21 protein-coding genes are annotated in these 25,401 nt (G+C 57.0%); 11 read left to right on the forward strand and 10 right to left on the reverse strand.

Annotation, left to right across the window (positions count from 1 at the left end; all coding sequences use genetic code 11):
- Positions 1 to 149 precede the first annotated feature (149 nt).
- Both DC3_RS05575 and DC3_RS05580 read left to right on the forward strand, forming a co-directional pair.
- On the forward strand, positions 150 to 1,391 hold the full coding sequence (locus tag DC3_RS05575; RefSeq protein ID WP_146882956.1) for a PQQ-dependent sugar dehydrogenase: 1,242 nt from the start codon (positions 150 to 152) through the stop codon (positions 1,389 to 1,391).
- Positions 1,388 to 2,779 (forward strand): superoxide dismutase family protein, encoded by a 1,392-nt coding sequence (locus tag DC3_RS05580; protein WP_146882957.1) that lies wholly within the window; start codon positions 1,388 to 1,390, stop codon positions 2,777 to 2,779. The genes DC3_RS05575 and DC3_RS05580 overlap by 4 nt, the downstream gene beginning before the upstream one ends.
- Positions 2,780 to 2,827: 48 nt before the next feature.
- Here the strand turns inward: DC3_RS05580 and DC3_RS05585 are convergent, their stop codons facing one another.
- Entirely contained in the window at positions 2,828 to 3,298 is a 471-nt protein-coding gene (locus DC3_RS05585; protein ID WP_246130564.1) for a VOC family protein, read from the reverse strand.
- A gap of 100 nt (positions 3,299 to 3,398) precedes the next feature.
- Between DC3_RS05585 and DC3_RS05590 the strand changes: the two genes are divergently transcribed.
- A complete protein-coding gene (locus DC3_RS05590) occupies positions 3,399 to 4,145 on the forward strand; it encodes an APH(3') family aminoglycoside O-phosphotransferase (protein WP_146882958.1) in 747 nt (248 codons plus the stop codon).
- A 4-nt stretch (positions 4,146 to 4,149) separates the two neighbouring features.
- Here the strand turns inward: DC3_RS05590 and DC3_RS05595 are convergent, their stop codons facing one another.
- The 5 genes from DC3_RS05595 to DC3_RS05615 all read right to left on the reverse strand — a co-directional run bounded on the left by DC3_RS05595 (position 4,150) and on the right by DC3_RS05615 (position 10,080).
- A complete protein-coding gene (locus DC3_RS05595) occupies positions 4,150 to 5,763 on the reverse strand; it encodes an FAD-dependent oxidoreductase (RefSeq protein WP_146882959.1) in 1,614 nt (537 codons plus the stop codon).
- 175 nt (positions 5,764 to 5,938) lie between these two features.
- On the reverse strand, positions 5,939 to 6,790 hold the full coding sequence (locus DC3_RS05600) for a carbohydrate ABC transporter permease (RefSeq protein WP_222594702.1): 852 nt from the start codon (positions 6,788 to 6,790) through the stop codon (positions 5,939 to 5,941).
- Positions 6,780 to 7,697 (reverse strand): carbohydrate ABC transporter permease, encoded by a 918-nt coding sequence (locus DC3_RS05605; RefSeq protein WP_146882960.1) that lies wholly within the window; start codon positions 7,695 to 7,697, stop codon positions 6,780 to 6,782. The genes DC3_RS05600 and DC3_RS05605 overlap by 11 nt, the downstream gene beginning before the upstream one ends.
- A 26-nt stretch (positions 7,698 to 7,723) precedes the next feature.
- The gene (locus DC3_RS05610; protein WP_146882961.1) at positions 7,724 to 8,971 is read right to left on the reverse strand and encodes an ABC transporter substrate-binding protein; all 1,248 of its coding nucleotides are present in this window, start codon (positions 8,969 to 8,971) and stop codon (positions 7,724 to 7,726) included.
- 107 nt (positions 8,972 to 9,078) lie between these two features.
- Positions 9,079 to 10,080 (reverse strand): LacI family DNA-binding transcriptional regulator, encoded by a 1,002-nt coding sequence (locus DC3_RS05615; protein WP_146882962.1) that lies wholly within the window; start codon positions 10,078 to 10,080, stop codon positions 9,079 to 9,081.
- A gap of 27 nt (positions 10,081 to 10,107) precedes the next feature.
- Here DC3_RS05615 and DC3_RS05620 point away from each other — a divergent pair, with 27 nt between their 5' ends.
- The 5 genes from DC3_RS05620 (at position 10,108) to DC3_RS05640 (ending at position 14,709) form a co-directional block, all read left to right on the forward strand.
- A complete protein-coding gene (locus tag DC3_RS05620; RefSeq protein WP_146882963.1) occupies positions 10,108 to 10,347 on the forward strand; it encodes a hypothetical protein in 240 nt (79 codons plus the stop codon).
- 161 nt (positions 10,348 to 10,508) lie between these two features.
- Entirely contained in the window at positions 10,509 to 11,597 is a 1,089-nt protein-coding gene (locus DC3_RS05625) for a glycoside hydrolase family protein (protein WP_146882964.1), read from the forward strand.
- A 59-nt stretch (positions 11,598 to 11,656) separates the two neighbouring features.
- Entirely contained in the window at positions 11,657 to 12,619 is a 963-nt protein-coding gene (locus DC3_RS05630; RefSeq protein ID WP_146882965.1) for an acetylxylan esterase, read from the forward strand.
- Between the two features lie 153 nt (positions 12,620 to 12,772).
- Positions 12,773 to 13,714 (forward strand): ABC transporter substrate-binding protein, encoded by a 942-nt coding sequence (locus DC3_RS05635; protein WP_146882966.1) that lies wholly within the window; start codon positions 12,773 to 12,775, stop codon positions 13,712 to 13,714.
- Positions 13,714 to 14,709, forward strand: coding sequence for a ferredoxin family protein (locus DC3_RS05640; protein WP_186815849.1), 996 nt, complete (start codon positions 13,714 to 13,716; stop codon positions 14,707 to 14,709). Before DC3_RS05635 ends, DC3_RS05640 begins: the two co-directional genes overlap by 1 nt.
- Positions 14,710 to 14,752: 43 nt before the next feature.
- Here the strand turns inward: DC3_RS05640 and DC3_RS05645 are convergent, their stop codons facing one another.
- Positions 14,753 to 14,941, reverse strand: a complete 189-nt coding sequence (locus DC3_RS05645) for a hypothetical protein (protein WP_146882968.1) — start codon at positions 14,939 to 14,941, stop codon at positions 14,753 to 14,755.
- A gap of 160 nt (positions 14,942 to 15,101) precedes the next feature.
- Here DC3_RS05645 and DC3_RS05650 point away from each other — a divergent pair, with 160 nt between their 5' ends.
- Positions 15,102 to 15,926 (forward strand): hypothetical protein, encoded by an 825-nt coding sequence (locus tag DC3_RS05650; RefSeq protein ID WP_146882969.1) that lies wholly within the window; start codon positions 15,102 to 15,104, stop codon positions 15,924 to 15,926.
- 111 nt (positions 15,927 to 16,037) lie between these two features.
- Here DC3_RS05650 and DC3_RS05655 read toward each other — a convergent pair whose 3' ends face one another.
- A complete protein-coding gene (locus DC3_RS05655) occupies positions 16,038 to 16,637 on the reverse strand; it encodes a CGNR zinc finger domain-containing protein (RefSeq protein WP_186815850.1) in 600 nt (199 codons plus the stop codon).
- Positions 16,638 to 16,762: 125 nt separating this feature from the next.
- On the opposite strand from DC3_RS05655, the gene DC3_RS05660 reads away from it, so the two are divergent.
- Positions 16,763 to 17,515 carry an MBL fold metallo-hydrolase gene (locus DC3_RS05660; RefSeq protein WP_186815851.1) on the forward strand — a complete coding sequence of 251 codons (753 nt, stop codon included), beginning with the start codon at positions 16,763 to 16,765 and terminating at the stop codon, positions 17,513 to 17,515.
- A gap of 66 nt (positions 17,516 to 17,581) precedes the next feature.
- On the opposite strand, the gene DC3_RS05665 is transcribed toward DC3_RS05660, so the two are convergent.
- Positions 17,582 to 19,432 carry a phosphoenolpyruvate carboxykinase (GTP) gene (locus DC3_RS05665; RefSeq protein ID WP_146882972.1) on the reverse strand — a complete coding sequence of 617 codons (1,851 nt, stop codon included), beginning with the start codon at positions 19,430 to 19,432 and terminating at the stop codon, positions 17,582 to 17,584.
- A gap of 318 nt (positions 19,433 to 19,750) precedes the next feature.
- The gene (locus DC3_RS05670) at positions 19,751 to 23,932 is read right to left on the reverse strand and encodes a VWD domain-containing protein (protein ID WP_146882973.1); all 4,182 of its coding nucleotides are present in this window, start codon (positions 23,930 to 23,932) and stop codon (positions 19,751 to 19,753) included.
- Between the two features lie 594 nt (positions 23,933 to 24,526).
- Here DC3_RS05670 and DC3_RS05675 point away from each other — a divergent pair.
- Complete coding sequence (locus tag DC3_RS05675; protein WP_146882974.1) at positions 24,527 to 25,216, forward strand: Crp/Fnr family transcriptional regulator; 690 nt, start codon at positions 24,527 to 24,529, stop codon at positions 25,214 to 25,216.
- Positions 25,217 to 25,401 lie beyond the last annotated feature (185 nt).

Raw genomic sequence — 25,401 nt, forward strand, 5'->3', positions numbered from 1 at the left:
TGCTCTGGTGAGTTGCCTGGTGCTCTCTGATTCAAATCAGGGATTTCCCTTATCTTGCACAGACCACAGTCTTAAAGGGTGCTGTATGTTCCCACGCAGTCTGGTTCAACCTTGAACTTTACAGTTGCGAATGGAGGCACAACAAAATCATGCACAGGAACTTACTCTCTACCCTGACCTTATTGCTTTCCGTCGCCTTTGCACAACAACCCCAGGACCCACCCACCCCTCGCCCGATTCCCCCAGCAGAGCCACCTGCAACCGTGACCGCCACCCGCAACGAGGTCACTGCGCTGGAATTCACCTCCGACCGCCTCTCTTTGATCAAACTTCCAGCAGGCTTCCAGGTGAAGGTGATGGCCACCGGACTGGGCAACGCCCGCATGCTGCATGTGATGCCTGACGGATCGATTTATTTGACCCGCAGGCAGTCCAATGATGTGATGCTCCTGAAAGACCAGAACGGGGACGGCTTCATTGACAGCAATGAACGCAGGCAGGTCGCCCAGAACCTGAAGCTCGCCCACGGCATCGATGTCAAGGACGGCAAGATGTACATCTTTGCCGACACCACCATCTGGGTGGCGACCATCAAGAGTGATGGCACCCTGACCACCCCCAGAATCTTTGCCGACCAGTTCCCGGACAGCGGCCAGCACTCTGCCCGCACATTGCACTGGGGCACGGATGGGTACCTGTACGGAGGGGTAGGCAGCCCCAACAATGACACTCCTGTGCCCAACCCGGAGGCTGCCACCATCGTCCGAATTGCACCAGACGGCAAATCCCGCGAGGTCTTCGCCAAAGGGCTGCGTCACACCATCGGCTTCCGCTGGCATCCCCAGACAGGAGCCCTGTGGGGATTCGATCAGGGGTCCGACTGGCACGGGGACAACATCCCCCCCGAAGAACTCAACCTGCTGCAAAGGGGCAAGAATTACGGCTGGCCCTTCTGTTACGGGGCCAAAGAACCTGATCCTTACGTGAACGTGGGTCAGATTCCCGGCAAGATCCCCAAAGCAGAATACTGCCAGATGACCGAACCCAGCACCCTCAATTACACTGCTCATGCCGCAGCCATTGAAATGATCTTCTACACCGGAGACCAATTCCCTGCATCCTTCAAAAACGATGCTTTCGTGGCGTTCCGGGGCTCCTGGAACCGCACAGAACCTTCCGGATACGAACTGGCCCATGTGGACTTCAACGATCAGGGCCAGCCGGTTTCCATCACACCTTTCATGACCGGATTTGTCTTTAAAGACGGCGACCAGTGGAATCAATTTGCTCGCCTTGCTGGCGTGGCCCAGTTCATTGATGGCTCCCTGCTCGTCACCGATGACCAGAGCGGGGTTCTCTTCCAGATCACCTACACCGGAGGTGCACAATGAAACGGCTTTTCTGGGCCTCTCTGCCCTTCGTGCTCGGGCTTGCACTGGGGCAATCCATCCCGGCCAGTACCCCTCTGGGTGCCACAGCGAGCATCATCACCCCTGAAGGCCAGGCGGTGGGCACAGCAACCTTCACCCAGGTTGAGGGTGGGGTGCAGATCAAAGTGCAAGTCTCTGGTCTGACTCCGGGCAACCACGGCATGCACGTGCACGAATTTGGACGATGCGTTCCCGGCATTGACCCGGCCACCAACACCATCGTGCCTTTTGGTGGGGCAGGAGGACACTTCGATCCTGGCATGACCGGCAACCACGATGCTCCCACCACAGACAACATGCACGGGCACGGAGGCGACCTGCCCATGCTGGTGGTTGGAGCAGACGGCAATGGCAGTGCAGAGGTCACCACCACCAAGATCAGCCTGATGGGAGAAAACGGGGTGCTGAACCGCTCCCTGGTGATTCACGCCCAGCCAGACGATTTCGTGTCTGATCCTTCGGGCAAGACCGGTCCCCGTCAGCAGTGCGGGGTGATCCAGCGGGACAACTTTGAAACCCGCGATTACCCCCTCCCTGGCCCTCAGGACTTCCCGGAAGGTGTGACCTATGATGCCAGCAAGGACGTGCTGTACACCGGAAGCGCGGCCAACGGCACCATCTATCAGGTGGATGCCAAAACCGGCAATGTCACCAAATTCAGTGAAGGGGGCAGCAAGGGCCGCACCAGTGCTCTGGGCATGAAGGTGGACAGTCAGGGCCGATTGTGGGTGGCTGGAGGGGCTTCCGGCAGCATCAGCATCCTGAATCCTGATGGATCTCCTTTCAAGATCCTGATGACCCCGAAAACCCCGCTGCCTTTCATCAACGATCTGGTGCCCCTGCCGGATGGTTCGGTCATCGTGACCGATTCCTCCAGGCCCGTGCTGTTTCAGGTGACCCCTGAACTGAGGGTGCGCAAATGGCTGGACCTCAGGGACACCCCCATCGAGTACCAGCCTGGCACCAACCTGAACGGCATCGTGGTGACCCCGGACGGCACCGCACTGCTGGTGGTCCAGACCAACACTGGCATCCTGTGGCGCATTGACGTTGTAAGTCAGGAGGTCAGTCAGGTGATGGATGGCCTCTCCAACGGTGACGGCCTCGTGCTGAACGGCCAGACGCTTTATGTGGTGCGCAACAAAGACGGACTGGTCAGCAAGGTCACCCTGGCCGCAGACTTCCGATCTGGAACCCTCACCATCAATGAACCCCTGAAAGGACTCAAATTCCCTGCCACAGCCGTGCAGGTCGGACAGGATCTGGTGGTCACCCAGGCACAGCTCGACAAGCAACAGAAAGGGGCTCCAGAACCTCCTTTCCGTCTGACCCGCACGAAACTGTTTTGAATCTAGAAGTGGAGATTCCAGACCTCAGGTGTCACAGCCTGAGGTTTTTCAATCCTGCTGCAGGGCCTCCCAGGCTTCCAGAGAGATCACGCCCAGCTCAGGTCTGGGCTGGCCTTCGAGCATGGTGATGAATTCCAGCGAATGCCCATCGGGGTCCCGGAAATACAGGGCGAGTGCGGGCATCCAGCCAAAAACCATCGGAACATCGGTGCCATCTCCCAGGAAGTTGTACCCGGTCAGCTGGCGTTCCCGCAGGTAAGCTGCAGCAAGGTGCAGTTTTTCCAGCGAGGTGCGAAAGGCAAAATGCTGGGTGGCCACCTCTTCAGGAGGGGTCTCCCACAGGCCCAGCATGGCCTGACCTCTGCCCCCAATCCAGTAGAACGCAATGCGCCTCTGTTCTTCCAGATGGGCCAATTCCAGACCCAGCACCTGTCCATAAAAATCCATGGACTGCTCCAGGTTGCGCACATTGATGTGGGTTTCAAAGAGGCCTTCAATGATCGGGTGTGCAGAGGTCATGCACCTGATTTTAAGGTTTCGGTCTGTTCACAGGTCTGTGTTTGTGCTGAGGGCAATTTTGCGGATGGTCAAAACCCTCCTTTTCCCATAGCCTGAAAGCATGCCTCTTCCCCGTCCCCTTCCGGAAAGCTTGCAGACCTTTCAGGATGCCCACTGGCAACAAAATGACATCGGCAGATCACAGGCCATGGTTTATTTCACCGACCGGTGGTTTCTGAAAATCCAGCCCCAGGCATCCCCTGAAACCCTGAGGCAGGACCTTCAGGCACTGAAGTGGCTGCAACAGCATGTTCCGGTGCCAGAAGTGCTCGGACACGCAGAGCAGGATGGGCAGGAATTCCTGATCACCTCCAGAATTCAGGGCAGGGACCTTTCACTGCTTGCCCAGGAAGACCGGGAAAAAGCGGTAATGCACTTTGCCCGAGGGCTGCGCCTGTGGCATGGGCAGCCCACGCAGGATTGCCCCCTCGACCGTTCACTGGATTTCAGGCTGGTTGAGGCCCGTCAGCGCCTTGAGCAGGGACAGATCGCCCTGGAAGCTTTCACAGATGAGTCCCCCGAAGATGTTCTGAACTGGCTGCACAACAACAAACCCGACGAGGATCTGGTCCTGACCCACGGGGATTACTGCTTCCCCAACGTGCTGGTGGATCAGGACCGGATCTGTGGTTTTGTGGATGTGGGACGGGCCGGGATCAGTGACCGTTACACGGACCTGACCCTGGCCCTGTGGAGCACCGAATACAACTGTGGATCAGGATGGAAACACGTGTTCTTACAGGCTTACGGTCATGATCTGGATCAAGAAAAACTGCACTATTACAGCCTGCTGGACCGGTTTTCCTGAAAGCTCAAAAACCCGGAGATGCCAGCATCCTGAAAGCCTCAGGCCACTGCAACTCAAATCCCAGGCTGAGGGTGAGCATGCTCTGGAAATCAGTCAGATGGGCTCTGGAATTTCGCACTTCACGGGGTTTCAGGCCTTTTTCCAGACAATAGGCGGCCAGGGCTCCTGCAGCCTCCCCGATGTTCCACTCGACAGGGTGCAGGCGGTAACAGCCGTTGGTGATGTGGGTGGTCCCGAGGTTCTTGCAGGCCGGCAGGAGGTTCTCCACCCGCACCGGAATCAGGGCTCCCAGAGGAATCTGGAACGGGTAACTCTCCACATCAATGTAACTGCGTCCCGCTGTGGAGGGGTGCAAATCGATGCGGTACTGTCCGATGCCCACACTGTCATGGAAGGTTTCTGCTCCGGTCAGGCCTTTGCGGGCTTCCACCCCGACATGCTGTTCCAGCACGGTGAACTCGGACTGAATTCTGCGGGATTCCCGCACGTACACGCTTTTGGCGAGTCCATGCTCAGTTCCGGTGATGTCTCCACGCAGGCTCAGGCCAGGATAACCGTAACCTTTGCCATCGTGTCTGGGGGCTTCGGTCTGCATCCAGTACAGCATCGACAGGCTGAGCTGTTTTGCCCCCTCCAGATGCCTTTGCTTCTCCTCTTCGCTGACCCCGATGATGGGACCCAGCCAGTAATCGATCTGCGGCCAGTTCACCAGGGTGATGTCGCTGGGATAGAGGCCATCCTCGTAATGCCCCTTGTAGAAAATCCGGCGGTAATGCCAGAAATCCCCCTTGTGAAGCTGCACCACCGGATCACTGAACAGGTCACGGAACCTGGGCTTTAACGTGATGGGATGCAGGTCGTTCCAGGAAAGCTGCCTGTTGGGCCAGAACGGGGCCTGATACTGGTGCCAGAAGTCGTACTGGGCAGGTTTTTCAATGGTGTGGTCTTCGCCTTCTCTATGGTCAATGGCAAAACACCAGCTGATCGCCTGCTGGTCCAGCGGGTTGGCCTCCCCTTCCAGCGCATGCAGTTCTCCGGTCTGAAGCTGGGATTCCGCGCCAATCACGTGTTCCACGCCAGCGAGTTCCAGCAGGTCTCCGAGTTCGGTGGCGTCCAGCACATAATCCGCCGTCACCACCCGCAGGTCTCCAGAGGTCAAGCTCTTGAAGGTGACAGCAAGAACAGTGTCCCCATCGGTGGTGGCTGCCACAGGCACATGCTGCATCCACACCTCAAGCTGCCTGGAAGCCCGGTAAGGGGCCAGCATCTGCTCCAGAACCGCCACCCCCACACGGGGCTCAAAGCACAGCCGGGACACATTTCCCAGACCGGGATTCAGAAAGGGGTCCTGGGCCACTTCGGGCTTCAGGGGGTAATGCTCCCGGTAGTAATGCCGGACCAGCTCACGGAAGGTGCGGTAACTCGCGGTGGCACCGGATTCTTCAATCCACCACGCCTCATCGGGGGGCACGGCCTGACTGGTGAGTTGCCCACCCAGCCAGTCGGTTTCTTCGGTCAAAATCACCTTCCTGCCGAGCTGCAGTGCGGCCAGTGCTGCGGCCACACCTCCCAGTCCGCCTCCGGCAATCAGGATGTCTGTGTGGTGTTCATGGGTCATGGGGGGTCTCCTGGGGGATCATGGTGGTTGAGTGGTTATAGCGCCAGGCATGTGGTTCCCGATGCCGAGAGCCGAGAGCCGAGAGCATAAGGTGTTTTGGCTAAAGCAAACTGTCAAGAGCAAAAAGCACAAGCAAAAGCATTCAGATTTGCCCTGGGCCCTCGGCATCAAGCCTTTATCCTTTGACACTGCTCCCCACCATCGACTGCACAAACTGCTTCTGGGCAACCAGAAAGGCCAGCAAGAGAGGCAGGGTGGATAAGGTTGAGGCCGCCAGAGTCAGGTTCCAGAACACGCCGCCCAGAGGATCGGTGAAGGTCTGGAGGCCGAGAGGCAGGGTGTATTGCTCGCTGGAGTTGAGGTATACGAGAGGGTTGAAGTAGTCGTTCCAGGAATTCAGGAAGGCGAAGATGCCCACTGCGACAAGAACTGGACGGGCGAGGGGGAGCATGATCCGCCAGAAGATGCCCCAGCGATCGAGGCCATCCATCAGGGCGGCTTCGTCCAGTTCTCGTGGCAGGGTCAGGAAGTGCTGGCGCATCATGAAGACCGCAAGCGCCCCTGTGCCGCCGAAGATTTGCAAGAGGATGATGGGCAGGTGGGTGTTGTTGATGCCCAGAAACTTGAAGAGGGCGAACTGGGGGATGGAAAGGGCTTCACTGGGCAGCATCATCGCGGACAGGCACAGGATGAACATCAGGTCCTTGCCAGGGAAGTTCAGCCTGGCGAAGCCATATCCAGCCAGTGCTCCGATGATCAGGGTCAGTGCGGTGACCACCACGGCGATGTAGACGCTGTTGACGTATTGGGCAGCAAAGGGGTAGTCGTGGAAGATGCGGGTGAAGTTGTCCCAGCTGATCGACTGGGGAATCAGGGCCAGCGGATTCTGGAAAATCTCCTGATCGCTTTTCAGGGAGGCGGTGAGCATCCACAGGGTTGGGAAGAGGAAGGGAATCGCCAGGACGATCATCACCAGGTAATACATGCTGCTGGAAAGCAATCTCAGCCTTGGGAAATCAAGATTCATAGAACACCCACCGTTTGCGAAGCTGCCATTGCAGGAATGTGAGGGTCAGCATGGCGAGGAAGATCAGCCAGGAGAGGGCCGAGGCGTAACCGAAATCGAAGTACTTGAAGCCCTGTTTCCACATCTGCACCATCAGCACGCTCGCTGCGTCGTTGCCTCCTGTGAGCACGTAAATGGGTGCGAAGGATTTCAGTGCCCCGATGATGGTGACGATGACAGTCAAGAAGACCGTGGGAGACATCAGGGGCAGGGTGACTTTGAAGAAGATCTGTCGGGAGTTCGCCCCGTCGATCTTCGCGGCCTCGTGCACTTCTGCAGGCACGTTCTGGAGGGCACCCAGGAAGATCAGCATGTTCATCCCGACGTGTTCAATCACCAGACAGATCACCACGGCAATCAGTGCCCACGGGGCTTCATACAGCCAGTTGGGTCCCTGGATGCCCAGCTTCCCGAGCAGCACGTTGACCAGACCGAAATCGGGTTGCAGCACGAATCTCCAGACCAGCGCCCAGGCGACCAGCGGAACCACCACGGGTGAGAAGAGGGCCATGCGGAAGAAGCCTGCAGCTCTGGTTTTGATGTTCAGAAGAAGGGCCAGACCCAGTGCCAGGATGATGTTGGTGGGGACCAGCATCACCACAAAAAGCACGGTGATCCACACTGAGTGGGTAACTTCGCGGTCGGTGGTCATGCGGGTGTAATTGCCCAGCCCGGTCCATTCAGGAAGGCGGGGAAGCACCCACTCAAAGAGGGACATGATCGGCACGGCCAGAATCGGGCCGATGAAGAACACGGTAAGGCCCAGCATGAAGGGCAGCACGAAAAGCAGGCCCACCCACTGGGATTCCCAGCCCCCTTTGCGGGGGCGGGACTGGGATCTGGGGACGGGAGGGGTTTTGGTGGTCATCTCTTCACCTGTTTTCGAGTGGGGTTTCACCGGAGGAGGGGGTTGATGTCGTTGCAGACCTGGTTCAGTTCGTCTTTGACGTTGGCAGAGGGCCTGAAGATGCGGTCCATGTTGCGCACCACCACGTCATTGACCTGCGCCCAGTTGGCCGGAACGATCAGGGCTTTTGCTCCACTGACCTGTTTGAGCACGGCCTGACGCAGGCTTGCCGCAGGAATCAGGGGGTTGGAGTTCAGGTAGGCGTCGCTGTTCAGGATGCTGCGGCGGGGTGGGGGGAAGAACTGCGCGGTGCGTTTCATGACCGCAGGACTGGACAGGAAGGCCACAAACTGAATGGCTTCTTTCTGGTGTTTGGACCCGCTGAACACCGCGTATCCAGCCTGACCGAGCAGGGTTTTCTGGCCTTTGGGTCCGCTGGGCATCGGCACGATGTCCCATTTGAATTTCACGTTGCTGAGTTGCCCGGAGTAGGACACCTGATCCGCGTACATCCCCAGGTTTCCGCTGGCAAAGGTGACCTGTTCCCCGAGTTTGGGGGCACTGCCCTCTTTGATCATGCGTTGCATCATCTCGAAGGCCTGCACGGTGCCTGCACTGTTCATGGTGCAGCTTGAGAGGTCTTTGTTGAAGATGTCTCCCCCACTGGAATACATGGCGGCCAGGATGCCTGCGGCCCAGTTGGTGGGGTCCAGCCTGAGGAGGGTTCCACCGTAAGCATTGGGAGCGGCTTTTTTGATTGCGGCGGCACTGGCTTCAAATGCGGCGTAATTCCACTTCTTCTGAGCGAGGAGTTCAGATGGGGTGGGGATGCCTGCTTTCTGGAACAGGTCCTTGTTGTAGTACATGAAGATGGGCGAGAAGGAAAAAGGAAGGCCGTAAATCCCCTCCCCTTTCTTCCAGAGGGTCATGGAAGCTGGGGCGTAATCGCTGATTCGCATGGAAGAATTGGATTTGATGTAAGGGTTCAGGTCCACCAGGGACTTGCTGGACATGTAAGCAGGGGCAGAGCGCTCTGCAACCCAGCCCACGTCTGGACTGGTCCCTCCAGCCATCTGCACAGTCAGTTTCTGGTCGTAACTGGCGAAAGGAATGGACTCCACTTCCACATTGATGCTGGGGTTTTTCTTTGTGAATTCAGTGGCGAGGGTCTGAAGCAGTTTCAGGCCGTCCCCTCCGGCCCAGGTGGTGAACCTGAGGGTCACTTTTTCCTGCGCAGAGGCAGTGGAGAGGCTGAGCAGGGTGAGAAGCATCAGGTTTCTGCGGGCATGTTTCATGGACGTTTCCTCCTGACCCGACGGGTCAATGAAAATCGGGGGTTTGCGGGGGTGGATTTTGAAGGGGTGTTGCTAAAAAGGGGGTGAGGGGCCATAAGAGGAGAATTTCATGAATCGGGCACCCCTCCGCAGGAAGACCGGATCACCAGACGGGGTGGAACGGTGACGTGCAAATTGGGCTCTGCCCGACCTGTCAGCAGGTCATCCAGAAGTCTGGCAGCCGTGCGTCCCAGCCGTCTTCTGGGCACATGCACGGTGGTCAGTGGCGGATCACTCAAGGAAGCCATGTGAATGTCGGAATACCCAACCACTGCAACATCTTCGGGAACACGAATGCCCTGCTGTTTCAGCACCCTCAGGACCCCAAGGGCCATCAGGTCCTCTGCAGCGAACACGGCATCAAACGGAATGCCTTCACTGAGGGCGTTCTGCATGGCTTCCATGCCTCCTTCGATGGTGCGCTGGGCATGGAGCATCGGTCCTGGTTGCAGACCCTGTTCCCGGTGTGCCCTCAGGAACCCTTCCACCCGGTCCTGAGAGACCACCGCTTCGTGCGGGTCCCCACTGATGAACAGGATCTTGCGGCGTCCAAGCTTCAACAGATGTTCAGTGGCGAGGGCTGCCCCTGCCGGATTGTCCGTAAGGGCGGCATTCAGGTGAAGGTGGTTCGGGTAACGCCCGATGAACACACTGGGCAGGGTCATGGCCCGCACCTGCTCGATCAGACTCGGAGAAATGGGGGCACCCCCGATGATGAAACCATGCACCCGGCGTTCGCGGGCCAGTCTGGGGAGGGTCTTCCCATCAAAAGCACTGACACTCACCGTGTGCCCGAAACGCTCGGATTCCTCTGTCACCCCATGCATGACTTCCCCGAAGAAGTGATCCGCTGTGGGATGCACTCCGGGATTCGCCAGCAACACCCCGATGTGATGCGTGTCCGAGGGGGTGTGCAGGCTGGTGCGGGCGAGGTATCCCAGTTCACTCGCGGCTTCGAGCACCGATTTGCGGGTCTGGTCGCTGATTCTGGGATCATCCCTCAGCACCAGGCAGACGGTGGAGATGGAGACCCTGGCCCTCAGGGCCACGTCTTTCTGCGTTACGGTCATGGTGCATTCAGGTTAAAGGAGGTCTCTGTGCAATTCAAATTTTATTCAATTTTTGAAATGAATTTGAAGGAACAGGCCTGTTCTCCAGGACAAAAGCATGGGAAATCGGCCTCCACACAGCACACCTCAAAAGGATCAGGCCTTGGCACTCGCATGCATTTTCAGCTCCAGAAGGGAGCCGATCCACCCACCTCAGGTGAAAACGCATGTTCAAATCCACAGGATTTTCCATTCAAACCCGTGGGAATCCGTTCAAATTTTGAATGAAAATTGAGTTTCCCCTCTTCCGTGAATTACAGTGTTTCCACACACCTCATTCAAAACCTTCAGAACAGGAAGCTGGCTGCTGAGGCCCTCTGCTGTGCAACACCCATGCCCTTCAGCCCGGTGTGGCTCGCTTCCATTCCCCCACAGGAGAACCCTGCGCCATGAACCTGAAAAAAATGCTGCTTTCCTGCTCCCTTTTCGCCCTGATCGGGATGGGCCTGCTCGCTGGCTGCAACAAGGCCGCCGAAGTGGAGGCCCCTTCCACCCAGACCTCTGAAGTTCAGAAGAACGAACTGCCGGGCTTCCCCGATTTCACCTACCAGAAGGTCATTGCGGACACCACCATTTTCCCTCCCAGAAATGACCCCGAGCACACCTACAAGGAACTGATTTTCCCAAGTGTCATCAAGGCCAGCGATTACTTTGCGAACCCTCTGGGAACGTACTACATGTACTACGCCCCACATGATGCACCTGCAGGAATTTATCTGGCTTATTCCAACAGCCCCACTGGACCCTGGACCCGTTACTCGGACATTCCGATCATCACCAGAAGGTGGGTCACCCAGGTCACCGGAAGCAGCAGCCTGATCAGTCATATTTCCTCTCCCCATGCCATCTGGGTGCCTGAGGAAACCACCGACAAGAAACTCTACCTGTACTTCCACGGGGAGAACACCGACACCCGTCTGGCAAAATCCCATGACGGCATCCACTTCACCTATGACAAGACGGTGGTGTCCACAGCAGGCACCTACAAGAAAATTGATGGTCTGTCTGAGGTGTCCTATGCCAGGGTCTACCGTTACACCATGCCCAGCAAAGGCAACAAATACACCATGGTGATCATGGGCAACAACGGAGGCACCCGCAAAATCTACCTGTGCTGGTCCGGTGAGGCCAGAAACTGGCGTTGTCAGAACAATGCACTGATCACTCCCAACAGTTCTGAAAGTGGCGGACAGTTTGGAGGGCCTCAGGCCGCAGGTCCAGTGTATTTCCCCTGGAAAGGCAAGCATTACGTGGTGTTCAATGCAGGCAGTGGAAACCTGCACATTGCAGAAGTGGGGGCAGATTTCAATCTGGAAAACCACCTCGGGGTCTTCTATGATTCCCTGACCACCGCCCCGGAAAATGGACGTGTGGGTGCCTCCACCTTCCTGACCATCGGCAGCACCATGTACATGTTCTACGAAGTGGGGCAGCGTGGAGCCACCAAGATCGCACTGGCCACTGCGCCCATCCAGTAAACCCCATCATCTTCAAGGAGGAGAGCCTGTGCTCTCCTCCCCTTCTTGTGAGGTACATCATGGCTTTTTTTGACCTGCCCCTGGAACAGCTGAAGACCTACCGTCCTGAAATCCGCTGCCCAGCAGACTTTGACGCTTTCTGGCAGCAGACTTTGCAGGAAGCTGCACAGCATCCCCTGAATGCCCGTTTTGATGAGGTGAAGACACCACTCCAGACCCTCAGGGTTTTTGATGTCACCTTTGCAGGATTTGGGGGCCATGAGATCAAGGGGTGGTTGATGGTTCCGCACAACCTGGAGGGTCCTTTTCCCTGTGTGGTGGAATTCATCGGTTATGGCGGAGGACGGGGAGAGCCTGTGGACCACCTGACCTACGCCAGTGCAGGTCACGCCCATCTGGTCATGGACACCCGGGGCCAGGGCAGCGGATGGCGCAAGGGGGATACCCCTGATCCGGTGGGTTCCGGGCCTCAGCACCCAGGCTTCATGACCCGTGGGATCGAAACCCCAGAGGCCTATTATTACCGCCGGGTGTTCACCGATGGGGTGAGGGCCGTGCAGGCGGCACAGGCCTCTGAACTGGTGGACCCACAGCGCATTGCTGTTGCCGGAGAAAGCCAGGGGGGCGGGATTGCCCTTGCAGTTGCTGCTTTGAGCCATCAGGTGAAACTCCTGATGTCCGATGTGCCTTTTTTGTGTCACTTTGAGAGGGCCATCACCCTCACGGACAGCATTCCCTATGTGGAAATCGCAAACCACTTGCGGGTGCATCGGGACAGGTGGGAGCAGGTTCTGGGAACACTGGCTTATTTTGATGGAATGAATTTTGCCTCACTGTGTAAAGTCCCAGCCCTGTTATCGGTGGCCCTGATGGACCAGACCTGCCCTCCGAGCACGGTCTTTGCTGCTTTCAATCATTTTGCAGGTCCAAAAGAAATCTGTGTTTATCCATTCAACAGACATGAGGGAGGACAGACTGCACAATTGCTCCAGCGGCTGAAATTTTTACAGCAGCACTGGTGAGCGGGCAAGCACCTGAGATCAAGGCAGACCTCTTCTCTTAATCCAATACTTGACATATCAGCTCGGATTTGTCAGTTTTATAGAAGCCAGAGAAATTCCCCTGTCAGGTGGACTTCTCTGTACTTTCACGGCCCCATTTTGTAAAGGAACCCCATGAAACACCTCTTGATCCTCAGCCTGCTGCTGGGAACCGCCTCCGCCCAGACCACCGTGCAGACCCAGATGGGCAAAGTGGCCCTGAAAACCACCCCCAGGAAAATCGCTGTGCTCAGCCCTTATGCCCTGGACCTGCTGCTGAGCCTGGAAATGCAACCTGCAGGCTACGCCGAAGTGGGAAATTTCAAACTGGGCAACATTGGTCAGACCTTTGAGCAGAGCAACATCCCCTACCTTGGGAAGTTTGTGAAGAGCAACCCGGTGTACCTCGGCACCCGCGAAGCGCCCAACCTGGAGTCCATTCTGGCCCTGAAACCCGACCTGATTGTGGGACAGGCCAGTTACCACGAGCAGATCTACAGCCAGCTTTCCAGCATCGCCCCCACTGTACTGCTGGACGGCAACGACTTCAACAACGGGATCAGCAACATGTGGCGCAAGGACCTGAAACCCCTTGCTGAGATCTTCAAGAAGCAGAAACGTGCTGAACAGGTGATCGTCAACTTCGAGAAAAAACTGCAGACGGCCAAAACCCTGCTGAAACCTGTGGCAAAACGCACCCCCAGAGCCCTCTTGATTGGTTTCCCACGCATGAATGGTGGCATCACCCCCACCCTGGTTTCCAACGCCAACGTCAGTGGACGCCTGATCACCGAACTGGGATTCCAGCTGTCCCAGCCTGCCAATGCCAAAGAGGGCAGCATCACCCTGGAAGCCATTCCTGCGATTCCAGCAGATTTCGTGTTCGCCATTGCCAACAACGACAACACCCCTGACAATGCCCAGAAGGAATGGTTTGCCCATCCCCTCCTGAAGAGCCTCCCCGTCAGCAAAAAGAACCGGGTGTTCTTCGCAGACAACCAGCAGTGGAACCGCATTCGTGGCCCTCTGGCTGTGACCCAGGTGCTGCAGAGCATCCAGGAGACCCTGAACCGCTGATGGCCGACACCGACACCTGCCAGCTCAGGGAGTTCTGCAATGTGTTTGCCAGAAGGGCCGGAGAGGACCCCATCGGCAGTGCCACCATGCCTTTGCGCCTCCTGATGGTCAGCACCCCTGCCCCTTGGGGCAACAAGGCAACACCAGATGTGCTGTCTGAGCTGCTGGGAAGCACTTTGCAGCAGGCAGCGGATCAGGGCCACCGGGTGCGCCTGCAGGCCATCATGCCCGAAGCAGAAGACCAGGGGCTGGTGCGTGTCCTGTGGTACGACCGTGCTGAGACCTCTGACAGCTTTCAGTCCATGGACCATCTGGTGCCCCAGTCCGAGGTGTCAGGTCTGGTGGAGGCCCTGGTGTCCGGCTGTGACCTGACCCGCTGGGAAGCCTTCCGCTGCCATCAGGTGCACCGCGACTGGTTCATCTGCACCCACGGCAGTGTCGATTCTGCCTGCGGGAAATTTGGAATCCCGCTGTACCAGCACCTCAGGAAACAGGCCCTCCCAGGGGTACGGATTTTCAGGACCAGCCATTTTGGAGGGCACCGGTTTGCCCCCACGGTGATTGATTTGCCCGAAGGCCGCATGTGGGCCCATCTGGAGCTGGATCATGCAAAAGGCATTTTGCAACAGACCCTGGACCCCAGCGAGGTGAAAATGAACTTGCGGGGCTGGATGGGTGCAGGGCACTTTGAGCAGATTCTGGAACGCGAAGCCCTCTTGCACTTCGGCTGGGACTGGCTGACCTTCCAGCGAGAAGTGACCCTGCTTGAAGTGACGGGTGGGGATGAGGAGGGGCATCAGGACCCCAAATTTGCTGCGTGTCCTCCCACAAAGGCACAGGTCAGATTGAAGTACAGAACACCAGATGGACACACAGGCGAGGTGTCCGGCCAGGTGGTGTTCTCCCATGTGCTGGAAAGCCTGGGAGGAACCGGAAGCATCAACGAGAAAATCCAGGTCAACCAGTTTACGGTGCAAAACCTGGTCATCCGGTAAGCAACAGGCTTTACCCCGGGTCTGACCTCTCAAGGTGGGTCTGTCAGCTCGGGGTTTCGTCACTCTGGTGGCCGTTGCCGCCGATGTCGGCGTCGTTGTTGCCTGGGGCACCCTGCTCTCCAGCCTGATCTCCGTGGGCCGACTGGGTGGGTTCGTAATGGCGGGTGTAGACGGGGCCAGTTTCTTCAGGGACAGGAGGGTTCTTGCGGGCAGAGGAATTGCTGTTGATCATGGGGGTCACCTGTCTAGATGTTATCAGCTTTTGGGGTTGTGCATTGTGTTCCCTCAAGCAACCTGAAGGGGATCTAAAGGCAGCAGAGGAACAGGATGTGCCGCACCTCCACCTTTTGGAGGATCACCCCGTGACCCTTGCCAGTTAGAGTGGAAACACCATGAAAACCACCATTCGCAAAACATTGATCCGCAGCGGAGTGCTGCTGGTGGGTACCGCTGGCGTGCTGGCCCTCTGGCAGACCGTGTACCTCGGAGGGACGGCAAAAACCATTGAAGGAACCCCGCACACCCTGCAGACCCAGCCCGGGGTTCCCGCAGGTCACGAAGAGCTGATCGCCACTGCCCTGCAAGATGCGCAGAAGTATTTCCAGGACGTTCTGAAAACAGAGGTCCCTCAACCTGTACGGGTTCAGCTTGCCTCCATTTCTCCGTGTGTGCCCCTGCAGGCTCTGGGTCAGCCAGCGACAGCGGTGGCGAACAAAAACAGCATCTGCATCAACAGCACCAGAAGCCTCTGGAAGAAAGTCCTGAAGAACGAACCAACCCTGGGCCTCACCATCGTGGCCCACGAGCATTTTCACAACCTGCAAGGGCAGCTGGGTTGCCTTCCAAAAGGCAACGCCCACGAATACCGCTGGTGGGTCGAAGGCACTGCAACCTACGTGGGGTGGCAAACCGAAGTGCATGCAGGTCGGGTCACCCCTGATGAGGTGGAACAGGAAATGCGCAGCTGGGGAGCCATGCGCCCCGACCTGAAACCCCTGAAGGCCTACGAAACCAGCATGCCAGGAGACCCGGAATATGCGCTGGCTTACCGGGCAGTGGACCGTCTGGTCAAACGTGCAGGTGCAGCATCTCTGGGGCAGTTCTGCCAGCAGGTGGGTCAAAAACTCCCCTGGAAAACTGCTTTTGAAAAAGCCTTTGGGGTTTCTGTGGAAGATTTTTACCAGCGATTTGAAGCAGACCGAAAAACACACTTCTGAACCAGCCACACAAAACTTTCAAGGGCATCGGTCTGCACTGTTTGCTCCACCGACAGACCAATCATGCCTTGACCGAAGCAAAAACAGTGCCGCCCTGTTGAACTGCTGCACTCAACTTGCCCCTCGCCCCCTGGTTTTGCGTTCATAAAATGCCTGGGCCTTGGCCCGATTGCCGCACCCGCTCATGCTGCACCACCTGCGGGAGTTGTTCCTGCTGGTGTCCAGAAAGTACCGGATGCAGAGGTGGTTTTCACATTTTTTGATTCTGCCCGTCAAATCCAGGGTGAGCAGGTCTGCTGCCTGTGCTGCCAGCAGACCCAGCAAGCCCTCTGGATGGGTGAGATCATGCTGCACTGACCGTTGCAGTGGGGGATTCTCTCCTTTCAGGACGGGATGACCCGGGTGCTGCTGGAGGATCTGGTTGAGGTGGTCAAGAAAGGAAGAAGGCACAGGCTGACCTGCAACAAAGCCTTCCAGCACGGCTCGCAAGTCATCCCGAAAGGCTTTCACCTCCTGGAGCACTTTTGTGCTCTCCGGGAGTGTTTTGACCTGTTCGGTCTGTGCAAGGTCCAGCAGACCAGACTGCACCACCCAGTCTCGCAGGTCCTGAAAATCCTCAAGCCTGTCCCAGCGTGCTCCCTCTTTCATCCGCACGGTGTTGATGAGGTCCACGGCCACATGGTTGGCATCAAAATCAAAAGTCTGGTTCATGGGCTCACCTTTTCTAACCATCATTCTATCACTTGACAGGTTAGAAGACCAGGCATAGCATGGCGGTACAGGGAAAAGCAGAGGCACCTGACAGGTGTCTGGGATGGCTTTTGCCGGAAAGGACCATGCACATGCAGATTCAACGGCTTCACTGGGCAGGCGTTCAACTGACCGCCAGGGACACCACCCTCTTCATTGACACCATTACCCCACCAGAAGCAGAACTTGATCCCGAGGTGACCACCACCCATCGACATGCCCTCCTGACCCATCACCACGCAGATCACGCAGATCTGGGGTACATTCACAAATGGATCGGTGGCACTGGAACACTGGTCACCCACCATGATGTGCTCCCTTTCCTGAACGTGGGATCACTCAAAGTGCGAACAGTGGGACTTCATCAGCCCCTGATTTTGCCCCACAGCACCGCAGACTTTGTGGTGCATGCTGTTCCCGCTTCAGATGGTCTGGGAGATCCGCAGGTGTCCTGGGTGGTGGAAGCGGGCGGAAAACGCATCCTGCATGCAGGAGACACCCTCTGGCATGGGCACTGGTGGAGCATTGCCCGCCTGTATGGGCCTTTTGATGTGGTGTTCTTGCCCATGAATGCACCCCGCATCAACATCGGGCGTTTTCAGGACAGTGGCATTCCCATTGTGATGACCCCGGAGCAGGCCGTTGCTGCTGCACGCATTCTGGCTCCAGAGCTCGTGGTCCCCATTCATTATGGTCGACATGAGCCAGGACGCTATGTGGAAACCCCAGATGCCCTGAATACCTTCCTGAAGCTGGCTCAGGAGGCTGGGCTGAAAGTGAATGCCATGCAGCCTGGAGAGGGTTTTGATTTGAAACCTCAGGCAGCTGTTCCAATCTGATCATGACAAAAAGCAACCGGAGGCCTTTCAGGGCCTCCGGTTCCAGCGAGAGAAGGAGTCTGGAATTTATTCGTGGAACAGTTCCCAGTGTTCGGGAGCGCGCCACAGGCTCGACAGAATCAGTTCCTTGATGAAGATGAACTCTTTGGGGAGCTTGTCGTACAGCTTCATGAACAGCTCGTCGTGTCCTGCGATTTCTTTCTGCCAGACGTCGCGGTCCACGCTCATGATGTCGTAGAACTGCTGTTCAGAGAAGTCCAGGCCGCGCCAGTCGATGTCTTCGTAGCGGGGCACCCAGCCGAGGGGGCTTTCCAGACTGGAGGCGTGTCCGCGTGCACGTTCCACGATCCACTTGAGGATGCGCATGTTTTCGCCGAATCCGGGCCACACAAACTTGCCGTTTTCGTCTTTGCGGAACCAGTTCACGTTGAAGATCCGAGGGGGGTTGGCAATGCTGCGTCCGAAGTTCAGCCAGTGGTTGAAGTAGTCGGCCATGTGGTAGCCCACGAAGGGGAGCATGGCGAAGGGATCGCGGCGCACCTCTCCGAGTTGCCCGAAGGCAGCAGCGGTCATTTCACTGCCCATGGTGGCGGCGGCGTACACACCGTAGTTCCAGTTGAAGGACTGGTACACCAGGGGCATCACGGTGCTGCGGCGTCCACCGAAGATGAAGGCAGAGATCGGCACGCCTCTGGGGTTGTCGTACTCGGGGTCCACAGAGGGGCACTGGCTGAGGGGCGCAGTGAAACGGCTGTTGGCATGGGCGGCTTTGCGGCCACAGTCAGGGGTCCAGTCCTGTCCGGTCCAGTCGATCAGGTGGGCAGGGGCCTCTTTGGTCAGACCTTCCCACCACACATCACCGTCGTCGGTGAGGGCCACGTTGGTGAAGATGGTGTTTTCCTGGATGCTGGCGATGGCGTTGGGGTTGCTGTCCACGTTGGTGCCAGGGGCCACACCGAAGAATCCGGCTTCGGGGTTGATGGCGTAGATCTTGCCGTCATCGGCAGGTTTGATCCAGGCAATGTCGTCTCCGACGGTGGTGACTTCCCATCCTTCTTCCTGGAAGGCTTTGGGGGGAATCAGCATGGCGAAGTTGGTTTTGCCGCAGGCACTGGGGAACGCAGCAGCCACGTAGGTTTTTTCACCGTTGGGGTCTTTGACCCCCAGAATCAGCATGTGCTCGGCAAGCCAGTTCTGTTCGCGGGCAAGGACCGAGGCGATGCGCAGGGCGAAGCACTTCTTGCCCAGCAGGGCGTTGCCGCCGTAGCCTGAACCGTAACTCCAGATCATGCGCTCTTCGGGGAAGTGCACGATGTATTTTTCGGTGTTGCAAGGCCAGGGCACGTCTTGCTGGCCGGGCTCCAGGGGTGCACCAACAGAGTGCAGACAGGGCACGAAGTCGCCATCACCGAGGGTGTCCAGCACGGCACGGCCCATGCGGGTCATGATGCGCATGTTGACGGCCACGTATGGAGAGTCGCTGATTTCCACCCCGATGTGGGAGATGGGTGAACCCAGGGGTCCCATGCAGAAGGGAACCACGTACATGGTGCGGCCCTTCATGCAGCCATCAAAGAGGGGGGTCAGTTTGGCTTTCATTTCGGCGGGGGCCATCCAGTTGTTGGTGGGGCCTGCGTCGGCCTTGCTGAAGCTGCAAATGTAGGTGCGGTCTTCCACGCGGGCCACATCGCTGGGGTGGGAGCGGGCAAGGTAGCTGTTGGGACGTTTTTCAGGATTCAATCGAATGAAAGTGCCAGCGCGAACCATCTGGTCGCAGAGGTAATCGTACTCTTCCTGAGAGCCATCACACCAGTGAACAGCTTCAGGTTTGCACAGGTTCACCATTTCCTGCACCCATTGAGACAGCTTGCGATTTTTCACGAAGTCTGGCACTGGTAAGTTGGGTTTAACAATCATGGTCTGCTCCTTTGGGAGGGTTTGTGTGCCCTCGACACCCACAAAATACGGGGACCTGATTACTGAACCATTACCGGCGTAACTTTCTGGGAGACAGGTGGTCTGGACAACTTGACAGAAACCATCTCGGTGCCGATGCCTGAAGCAAGACCACCACAGCCCAACTCGACAGTCCATCATCGTGAAATCACACCCAGCAGCAGCTGAAGGGGGGATTGAGGCATGCCAGATGGGTCCACGTGTGTCCTGTCAGGCTCTCAAACGGGCAGGACACATCAAAAGACCCTGCAAATGCAGGGTCTTTCTGAAAGCCTTGATTCAGCGAGTAGGTTTGGTTTGTCCAGGGGTGAAAGACATGGTTTTGGCTGCCCCCTGCCTCAGGAATCCCGTCTGCCCCGGACAGTCCAGTGTAAAACTGGTGTAGGGTCCAGCGAAGTTCCCCACTTTGTTCACCAGGGCAAGCTGTCCGGTTTCACTGTCCAGGTTCAGCACATGCCACCAGGTCCCTTGCTGGTTTTCTGGCACCTTGATTTCGGCAACCATGCCCGTCTCGTCGATCACCTGCACCACTGCGTTGGTCAAAGGCCCTTCAAACCAGTAATAGTTGTTGATCCAGTACTGGTACTGGCCCTGCCCAATGCGCTTCGAGAGGTGCACCACTTCCGGACCGAACTGGTAGGTGTCGTCCACATCCAGCGTGGCCCCATGACAATCTCCTTCGGTGCCCATGTTGTTGTAGAACACCACATAAGGGTTGGATTCCGGGAAGAACAGGTACGAATCCAGGTCAGAAGGCCTTTCACCCCAGCGCAGGACCAACCGCACTTTGCCAGTGACTTGCAGGGTGGGTTTGCGCACAGTCACCGGAATGCTGGCCTGCAGGCTGTGGTCTTCCACCGAAGTGGCAGTCAGGGTGTAACTGCCCGGGGTGGAAGGGGCCGTGTACTCCACACTGTTGTCAGACAGGGTGTTGAGGGTTCCGGCGGTGGCATTCCAGGTCACCCTGCGGCTTTGCAGGTCCTTGCCGCTGACCACGGCCCCCACGTTCCATTTGCTGCCGGTGAGGAGGTCAAGTTTCAGGGGGTTCAGGGAGATCTGCCGCACATTCGGGTCCACCCCGGCCACGATGTAAGCCCACCCGGGATCTCCGGTGGTGGCCACATCAATGGTGCATTTGACCAGCAACACCTTGCTGATGATGCCTGCATCCACACAGGTCTGGTACGCAGCCTCCCGCTTTTCAGGATCGAGTTTGGCCGTGCTCATGTAATCCCTGGGGAACAGGCGGTTGGTGAACGTGTGGGTGTTCTCCCCTGCTTCGTAATCAAACAGAGATTCACCGTCCCGGACCCGCCAGCTTTCTCCAAACTGTCCGTAGAGTTCCTGCAGGGTGGGGTTGGAGGTAGCAAACGTCAATCCTTCGCGGGTCACGAAGTCGTTGTGCTGACCATCAAAGTTCCCCAGCAGTCCAGCGACCTTCCCTTTGCGGTGCCCGGGGAGGTTGACACTGACGCTGCCCCAGTTTCCGGCATACAGGTCGATTTCGGCGGAGGTGCCGTCCAGCCAGGTGACGGTGCCGAGTTTGTCTTTGAACACCACCAGGCCCCCGAAGTTCAGCGGCTGGTAGAGTTCATGGTTGATCATGTTTTGTACCCGGCCGTTGATCTTGACCACCGGGTAGCCGTCCTGTCCAGCATAAAAACCCACCCGGTCCTGGCCAACTTGCATGGCCACTGCGCGGGTCAGGGAGTAATCGAGGTTCCCGGCGAGGTAACGGGTCTGAATTTCGAACTGGTTTTCTGGGGTTTGGGAGGGATCGGTGGACTTGCTGAGGATAAACTCACCCACGGCCTGGAAGTCAAACACCCAGCCGTCGAAACTTTTCAGGTGTGGATCTCCGAAGCTGGCTCCCGTGCCTGCCTGTGGGGGGTCTTGCAGGGCAGGGTCCGGCTCTGCAGGGTTGTTGGGGTCGGCAGGTGGGTCACTGGGGTCGCCACCGCCTCCACCTGCTTTGGGTTCAGCACACAACTCAGGATGCACATTGCCAGAAAATCCGACGTTGGCAATGATCAGCAGGTATTCCTGACCGGGTATCAGGTCGCTGAAGTCCAGCCCATCCTCTCCCCCATCTGTGAGGGCGGAGCAGTCCACGTTGCAAGGCAAAGGATAGGCTTTGTACCGCAGGTTCTGACCGGCCACTTTGAAATTCACCCCTGCTGGCAGGGGGCCATCGATTTTGATTCGCACTGCGCGAGCAGAAAGGGCAGGAATGGTGAATGCGTCTCCCAGCAGGTTGCACTGCCTCTGCCCACTGGACAGGTTCAGACTCAGGGAAGTGAGCATCGGCTGGCCATCTGCACCTTTGCCGAGGGCCTTTTCATTGAGGGTGCATTTGCTGCCTCCGTGCACCGGGATGGTGTTCTCAAACAGCTGGTTCTTCACAAAATCCCAGTACATGCCCCCATAACCATCGGCAAATCCCAGGCCTTTGAAGAATCGGTCCAGATCGTCTGAAGTGACATCTGTGTTGGGATCTCTGGGTGAACATTCCTGTCGGGCAGATGCATTGATGCCCACCCAATGGCAGACGGTTCCCACGCCTTTCTCAGGGGAATAGAAATCCCGCAAGATCTGGGTGGGGTCGCTGTAAATTCCTGCCTCCTGAAGTTTTTTGCCCGCATACGTCCAGAAATCCTGGGTCTCATAACTGAAATCATCCAGACACTGGGCGGTTGCTGCATCGACATGACACCCTTTGTCCAGGGCGGCAGTCACTGGGAAAGGTTCATATCCTGGGTAAGAGCCCATCTCGCCATCTCTGGAGCGCATCATGTTTGAAGCGGTGCCTTCAACGATGGGGGTTGGGCTCCGGACTCCCGCAGCTTTCTGGTACTGGTGTCCCATCTCATGACGCATGGTGTCTTCCAGGGGGGGTTTCAGATCAGGTGGGAGTTCACCTTCTGCATTCAGACAGACAGCAAATCCATAGCCAGCAGCCACACCTCCTGTGTCCGCATCCCGACAGGGTGAACTGCCAAGTGGCACAAAATCGAGGTATGCACTGAGCGCATTGAATTCCCGCAGGACATCAGGATTTTGAATGCCCTTTGCATACTCCTGGCGAATCTGATCAAAGAGTTCCTGCGCCCTGGCCATCATGGCTGGATCACATCGCTCCACCCCGTCAACCATGTACCTGCATCTGACCCGGGAGATTGAGAGGTCCTGCTTCAGGACCTCAGCTTTTTTTTGGGGCGAAAGCGTTCTCTTTTCAGGATAAAAGGCGAAATACACCCCTTCCGCAAAGATGGAGTCCTGAGCAAGCACCATGAAACCATCCTGAATGTCTCCCAGGCCATACTCCTGTTTGAATCCAGAAGCGTCCCTGCCTGGCCCTGAGAAGTATTTTCTGGGGGACCAGGTCAGGTAGGTGTAGCCCAGGCCATTGCGGTCATCTCCTGCTGGAAGTTCAATGGTCAACCTGGGTCGAAAGTGGTACGTGTTGCCCATGGTGATTTTGTAAAAGACTTCCGCCTGTTCCCAGATGCTGCCAGCATCCCTGTCTGGTAAAAAAGCCACCTCATTGCGGGTGAAACGCTCAATCTTGATGGGCAGAGGTCCAGGGACATTTGCAGGCAGGGTGATGCGCATGCCATCTGGACCTTCAAAAGGCTCACCCTGTCTCAGAATGCCTTCGCTGACTTTCGGAGACAAATCAGGGTTCTGGGCAACCTCCAGAGGGGCATTCACCGTCAAGTCTCCACGGGTCATGATGCTGCCTTGCAGTTCCAATGCCTGATGCACAGTGGTGTTCTCTCCAGCCCACAAGAAAGCTTTGAGCGGTGCAGCGCTCTTGAAGTGCAATTGAATCGACTGGGGGGTCACCACCGAGAGCTGACCCTGCGGGGTGGAAATGGGCTGATTGAGCTGAATGGCTCCACCTGAAGCCAGCAGGCTCTGTCCCTGTGCGGTGATGGGGGCCGTGACATTGAGGGGTTGTTCTGAAATCCATTGACCCTCTTTCAGGTGCAGGCTTTTCCAGTTGCTCTTTTGCGTCCACACCACAGTGTCTTTCAGGGTGAGGCTTTCTCTGGCCTGAAGGTTTCCCTGCACAGTGATGTGGGTGTGGTCCAGGGTGAGGGGGACCTGAATGTCCAGATTGCCCTGAATCAGCACCCGCTGACCTGAACTGAAAAACTGGGCGGCATCTGCAGCGGTTTTGATCTGCAGGTTTCCTTTGATGGTCTGGGTGTAGGCAGAAGGTTGCAGCAAAGCCTTCAGTGAGGCAAAATTCAACACAGGCACAGCCTGTGTCCCCTGACTGACGGCTTCACCCTGAACCAAAGTGGGGTTCTTGATCCCTCCATTGATCTGTCCTCGCAGGGGCGAAGCCAGGGTGACCCTTTGCTGGTTGTTCAACTGTCCCCCCACAAACAGACCATGCCGTACAGCGGTGAAAGCTGCACGTTGTGGGGTGAGGTCTTGTGAACTGGCTGCCACCTGAATCCCTTCTGGGGTTTCCTGGCGATGGGTGGGCGAAGAGGGAACAGGTTGCGGTGAGGGGGCTTGGAAACAGGCAGTGAGCAACAGGGCGATAGGGGATATTTGAGCAAACGTTTTCAAATGGACCTCCTCCCTAAATGTATTCTGAAACACCTTTCAAAACCACTCTTGTTTAGATCTCATGACCCTTTGTTACAAAAATGACTCAATCACATGACTTTTCGTCTGAGAACAGGGAAAAGGGCAACGCTCAACCAGAGCATGAAGGAATTTTACAAATGGGCAGCTGCAGAACACTGTCAAGGGTCTGCAGCATCAAAACGGCTTCAAAAATGGCCCTCTCTGTGCAATCGAAAGGATTTTTGAGGCCCCTGGTTACAAAACGACCGCAAACTTCTTCCTCCAGCCGCATCAACAGTTGATCACTGAACGGCACACTGGACCCAGTGGGGAGGTCTTCTGCCACCAGAACCATTTTCTGGTGCTGATGAAGGTGTGGGGCGTGTCGAGAAAGTCAGGGGTTCAGCAAGGACAAAAGTGCCGTTGAGGGAGTCCACAATGGGACAGAACACCCTGCGCGAAGGAGCCCTTATGACCTCACCTCATCCCCTCAGCGAAATCACCCGCATGCTGTCCCTGACCCCCATCTTTCAGGGCTTGCAGGACAGCGACCTGATCGACCTTGCAAAAGCCATGCGGGAGCAGCATTTCGAGAAAGGCAGCCCAATTTTCCTGCAGGGAGACCCGGTGGAACGGGTCAACATCCTGATTCGTGGGTGCCTGAGGGTCTTCAAGGAGGGCTCCAGAGGCAACAAGCAGATCACCCTGCACCTCGAAAAACCTTACCGCGCAGTGGCCCTGGTGGCGGTTTTTCTGGACCACCCGGTTTACCCAGCCTCCTGCGAGGCCATTGAAGACAGCACTGTGCTGGTGATGGACCGAAAGGCATTCATGGAGATGGTCACACACAATGCTGTGCTGGCCCAGTCGGTGATTCGCTACCAGGCCCGCAAGCAGGGAGAACTGATGCACCTGCTGGACAGGCTGTTTTTCCGGGAAGTGGGTTCACGGGTGGCAGAAACCCTGCTGACCCTGCAAGAAGAACTGGGCAACGGTTTTGTCCTGCCCACCAACGGCATGCTGGCCGCACAACTGGGCACCGTGCCAGAGCTGATCAGCCGCAAACTGGGTGAGTTTTACCGCCAGGGGCTGATTCATCTGGAGGGCCGCAAGGTGTGGGTGCTGAAAAAAGAAGACCTTCAGGAGCTGGCAGTGGAGTAAACCATACATGTCCAGATGCCATATTGGATGGCAGGAATGAACGTGATCAGCATTCTGAAGTTCCTCATGGAGCAGCACGAGATCACCCAGCTGAAGCTTGCCGACGCCACAGGCATTGACCAGGGAAACATCAGCAAACTGTTCAGGGCAAACGGGAGTTCTCCAAAGATCACATCCGGGCTTTC

This window comes from Deinococcus cellulosilyticus NBRC 106333 = KACC 11606, assembly GCF_007990775.1.
Classification (GTDB): Bacteria; Deinococcota; Deinococci; order Deinococcales; family Deinococcaceae; genus Deinococcus_C; species Deinococcus_C cellulosilyticus.

Coding starts and splice junctions, on each gene's coding strand:
- DC3_RS05575 (WP_146882956.1), top strand. CDS start 150: ATGCACAGGAACTTACTCTCTACCCTGACCTTATTGCTTTCCGTCGCC.
- DC3_RS05580 (WP_146882957.1), top strand. CDS start 1,388: ATGAAACGGCTTTTCTGGGCCTCTCTGCCCTTCGTGCTCGGGCTTGCA.
- DC3_RS05585 (WP_246130564.1), bottom strand. CDS start 3,298: ATGACCTCTGCACACCCGATCATTGAAGGCCTCTTTGAAACCCACATC.
- DC3_RS05590 (WP_146882958.1), top strand. CDS start 3,399: ATGCCTCTTCCCCGTCCCCTTCCGGAAAGCTTGCAGACCTTTCAGGAT.
- DC3_RS05595 (WP_146882959.1), bottom strand. CDS start 5,763: ATGACCCATGAACACCACACAGACATCCTGATTGCCGGAGGCGGACTG.
- DC3_RS05600 (WP_222594702.1), bottom strand. CDS start 6,790: ATGAATCTTGATTTCCCAAGGCTGAGATTGCTTTCCAGCAGCATGTAT.
- DC3_RS05605 (WP_146882960.1), bottom strand. CDS start 7,697: ATGACCACCAAAACCCCTCCCGTCCCCAGATCCCAGTCCCGCCCCCGC.
- DC3_RS05610 (WP_146882961.1), bottom strand. CDS start 8,971: ATGAAACATGCCCGCAGAAACCTGATGCTTCTCACCCTGCTCAGCCTC.
- DC3_RS05615 (WP_146882962.1), bottom strand. CDS start 10,080: ATGACCGTAACGCAGAAAGACGTGGCCCTGAGGGCCAGGGTCTCCATC.
- DC3_RS05625 (WP_146882964.1), top strand. CDS start 10,509: ATGAACCTGAAAAAAATGCTGCTTTCCTGCTCCCTTTTCGCCCTGATC.
- DC3_RS05630 (WP_146882965.1), top strand. CDS start 11,657: ATGGCTTTTTTTGACCTGCCCCTGGAACAGCTGAAGACCTACCGTCCT.
- DC3_RS05635 (WP_146882966.1), top strand. CDS start 12,773: ATGAAACACCTCTTGATCCTCAGCCTGCTGCTGGGAACCGCCTCCGCC.
- DC3_RS05640 (WP_186815849.1), top strand. CDS start 13,714: ATGGCCGACACCGACACCTGCCAGCTCAGGGAGTTCTGCAATGTGTTT.
- DC3_RS05645 (WP_146882968.1), bottom strand. CDS start 14,941: ATGATCAACAGCAATTCCTCTGCCCGCAAGAACCCTCCTGTCCCTGAA.
- DC3_RS05650 (WP_146882969.1), top strand. CDS start 15,102: ATGAAAACCACCATTCGCAAAACATTGATCCGCAGCGGAGTGCTGCTG.
- DC3_RS05655 (WP_186815850.1), bottom strand. CDS start 16,637: ATGAACCAGACTTTTGATTTTGATGCCAACCATGTGGCCGTGGACCTC.
- DC3_RS05660 (WP_186815851.1), top strand. CDS start 16,763: ATGCACATGCAGATTCAACGGCTTCACTGGGCAGGCGTTCAACTGACC.
- DC3_RS05665 (WP_146882972.1), bottom strand. CDS start 19,432: ATGATTGTTAAACCCAACTTACCAGTGCCAGACTTCGTGAAAAATCGC.
- DC3_RS05675 (WP_146882974.1), top strand. CDS start 24,527: ATGACCTCACCTCATCCCCTCAGCGAAATCACCCGCATGCTGTCCCTG.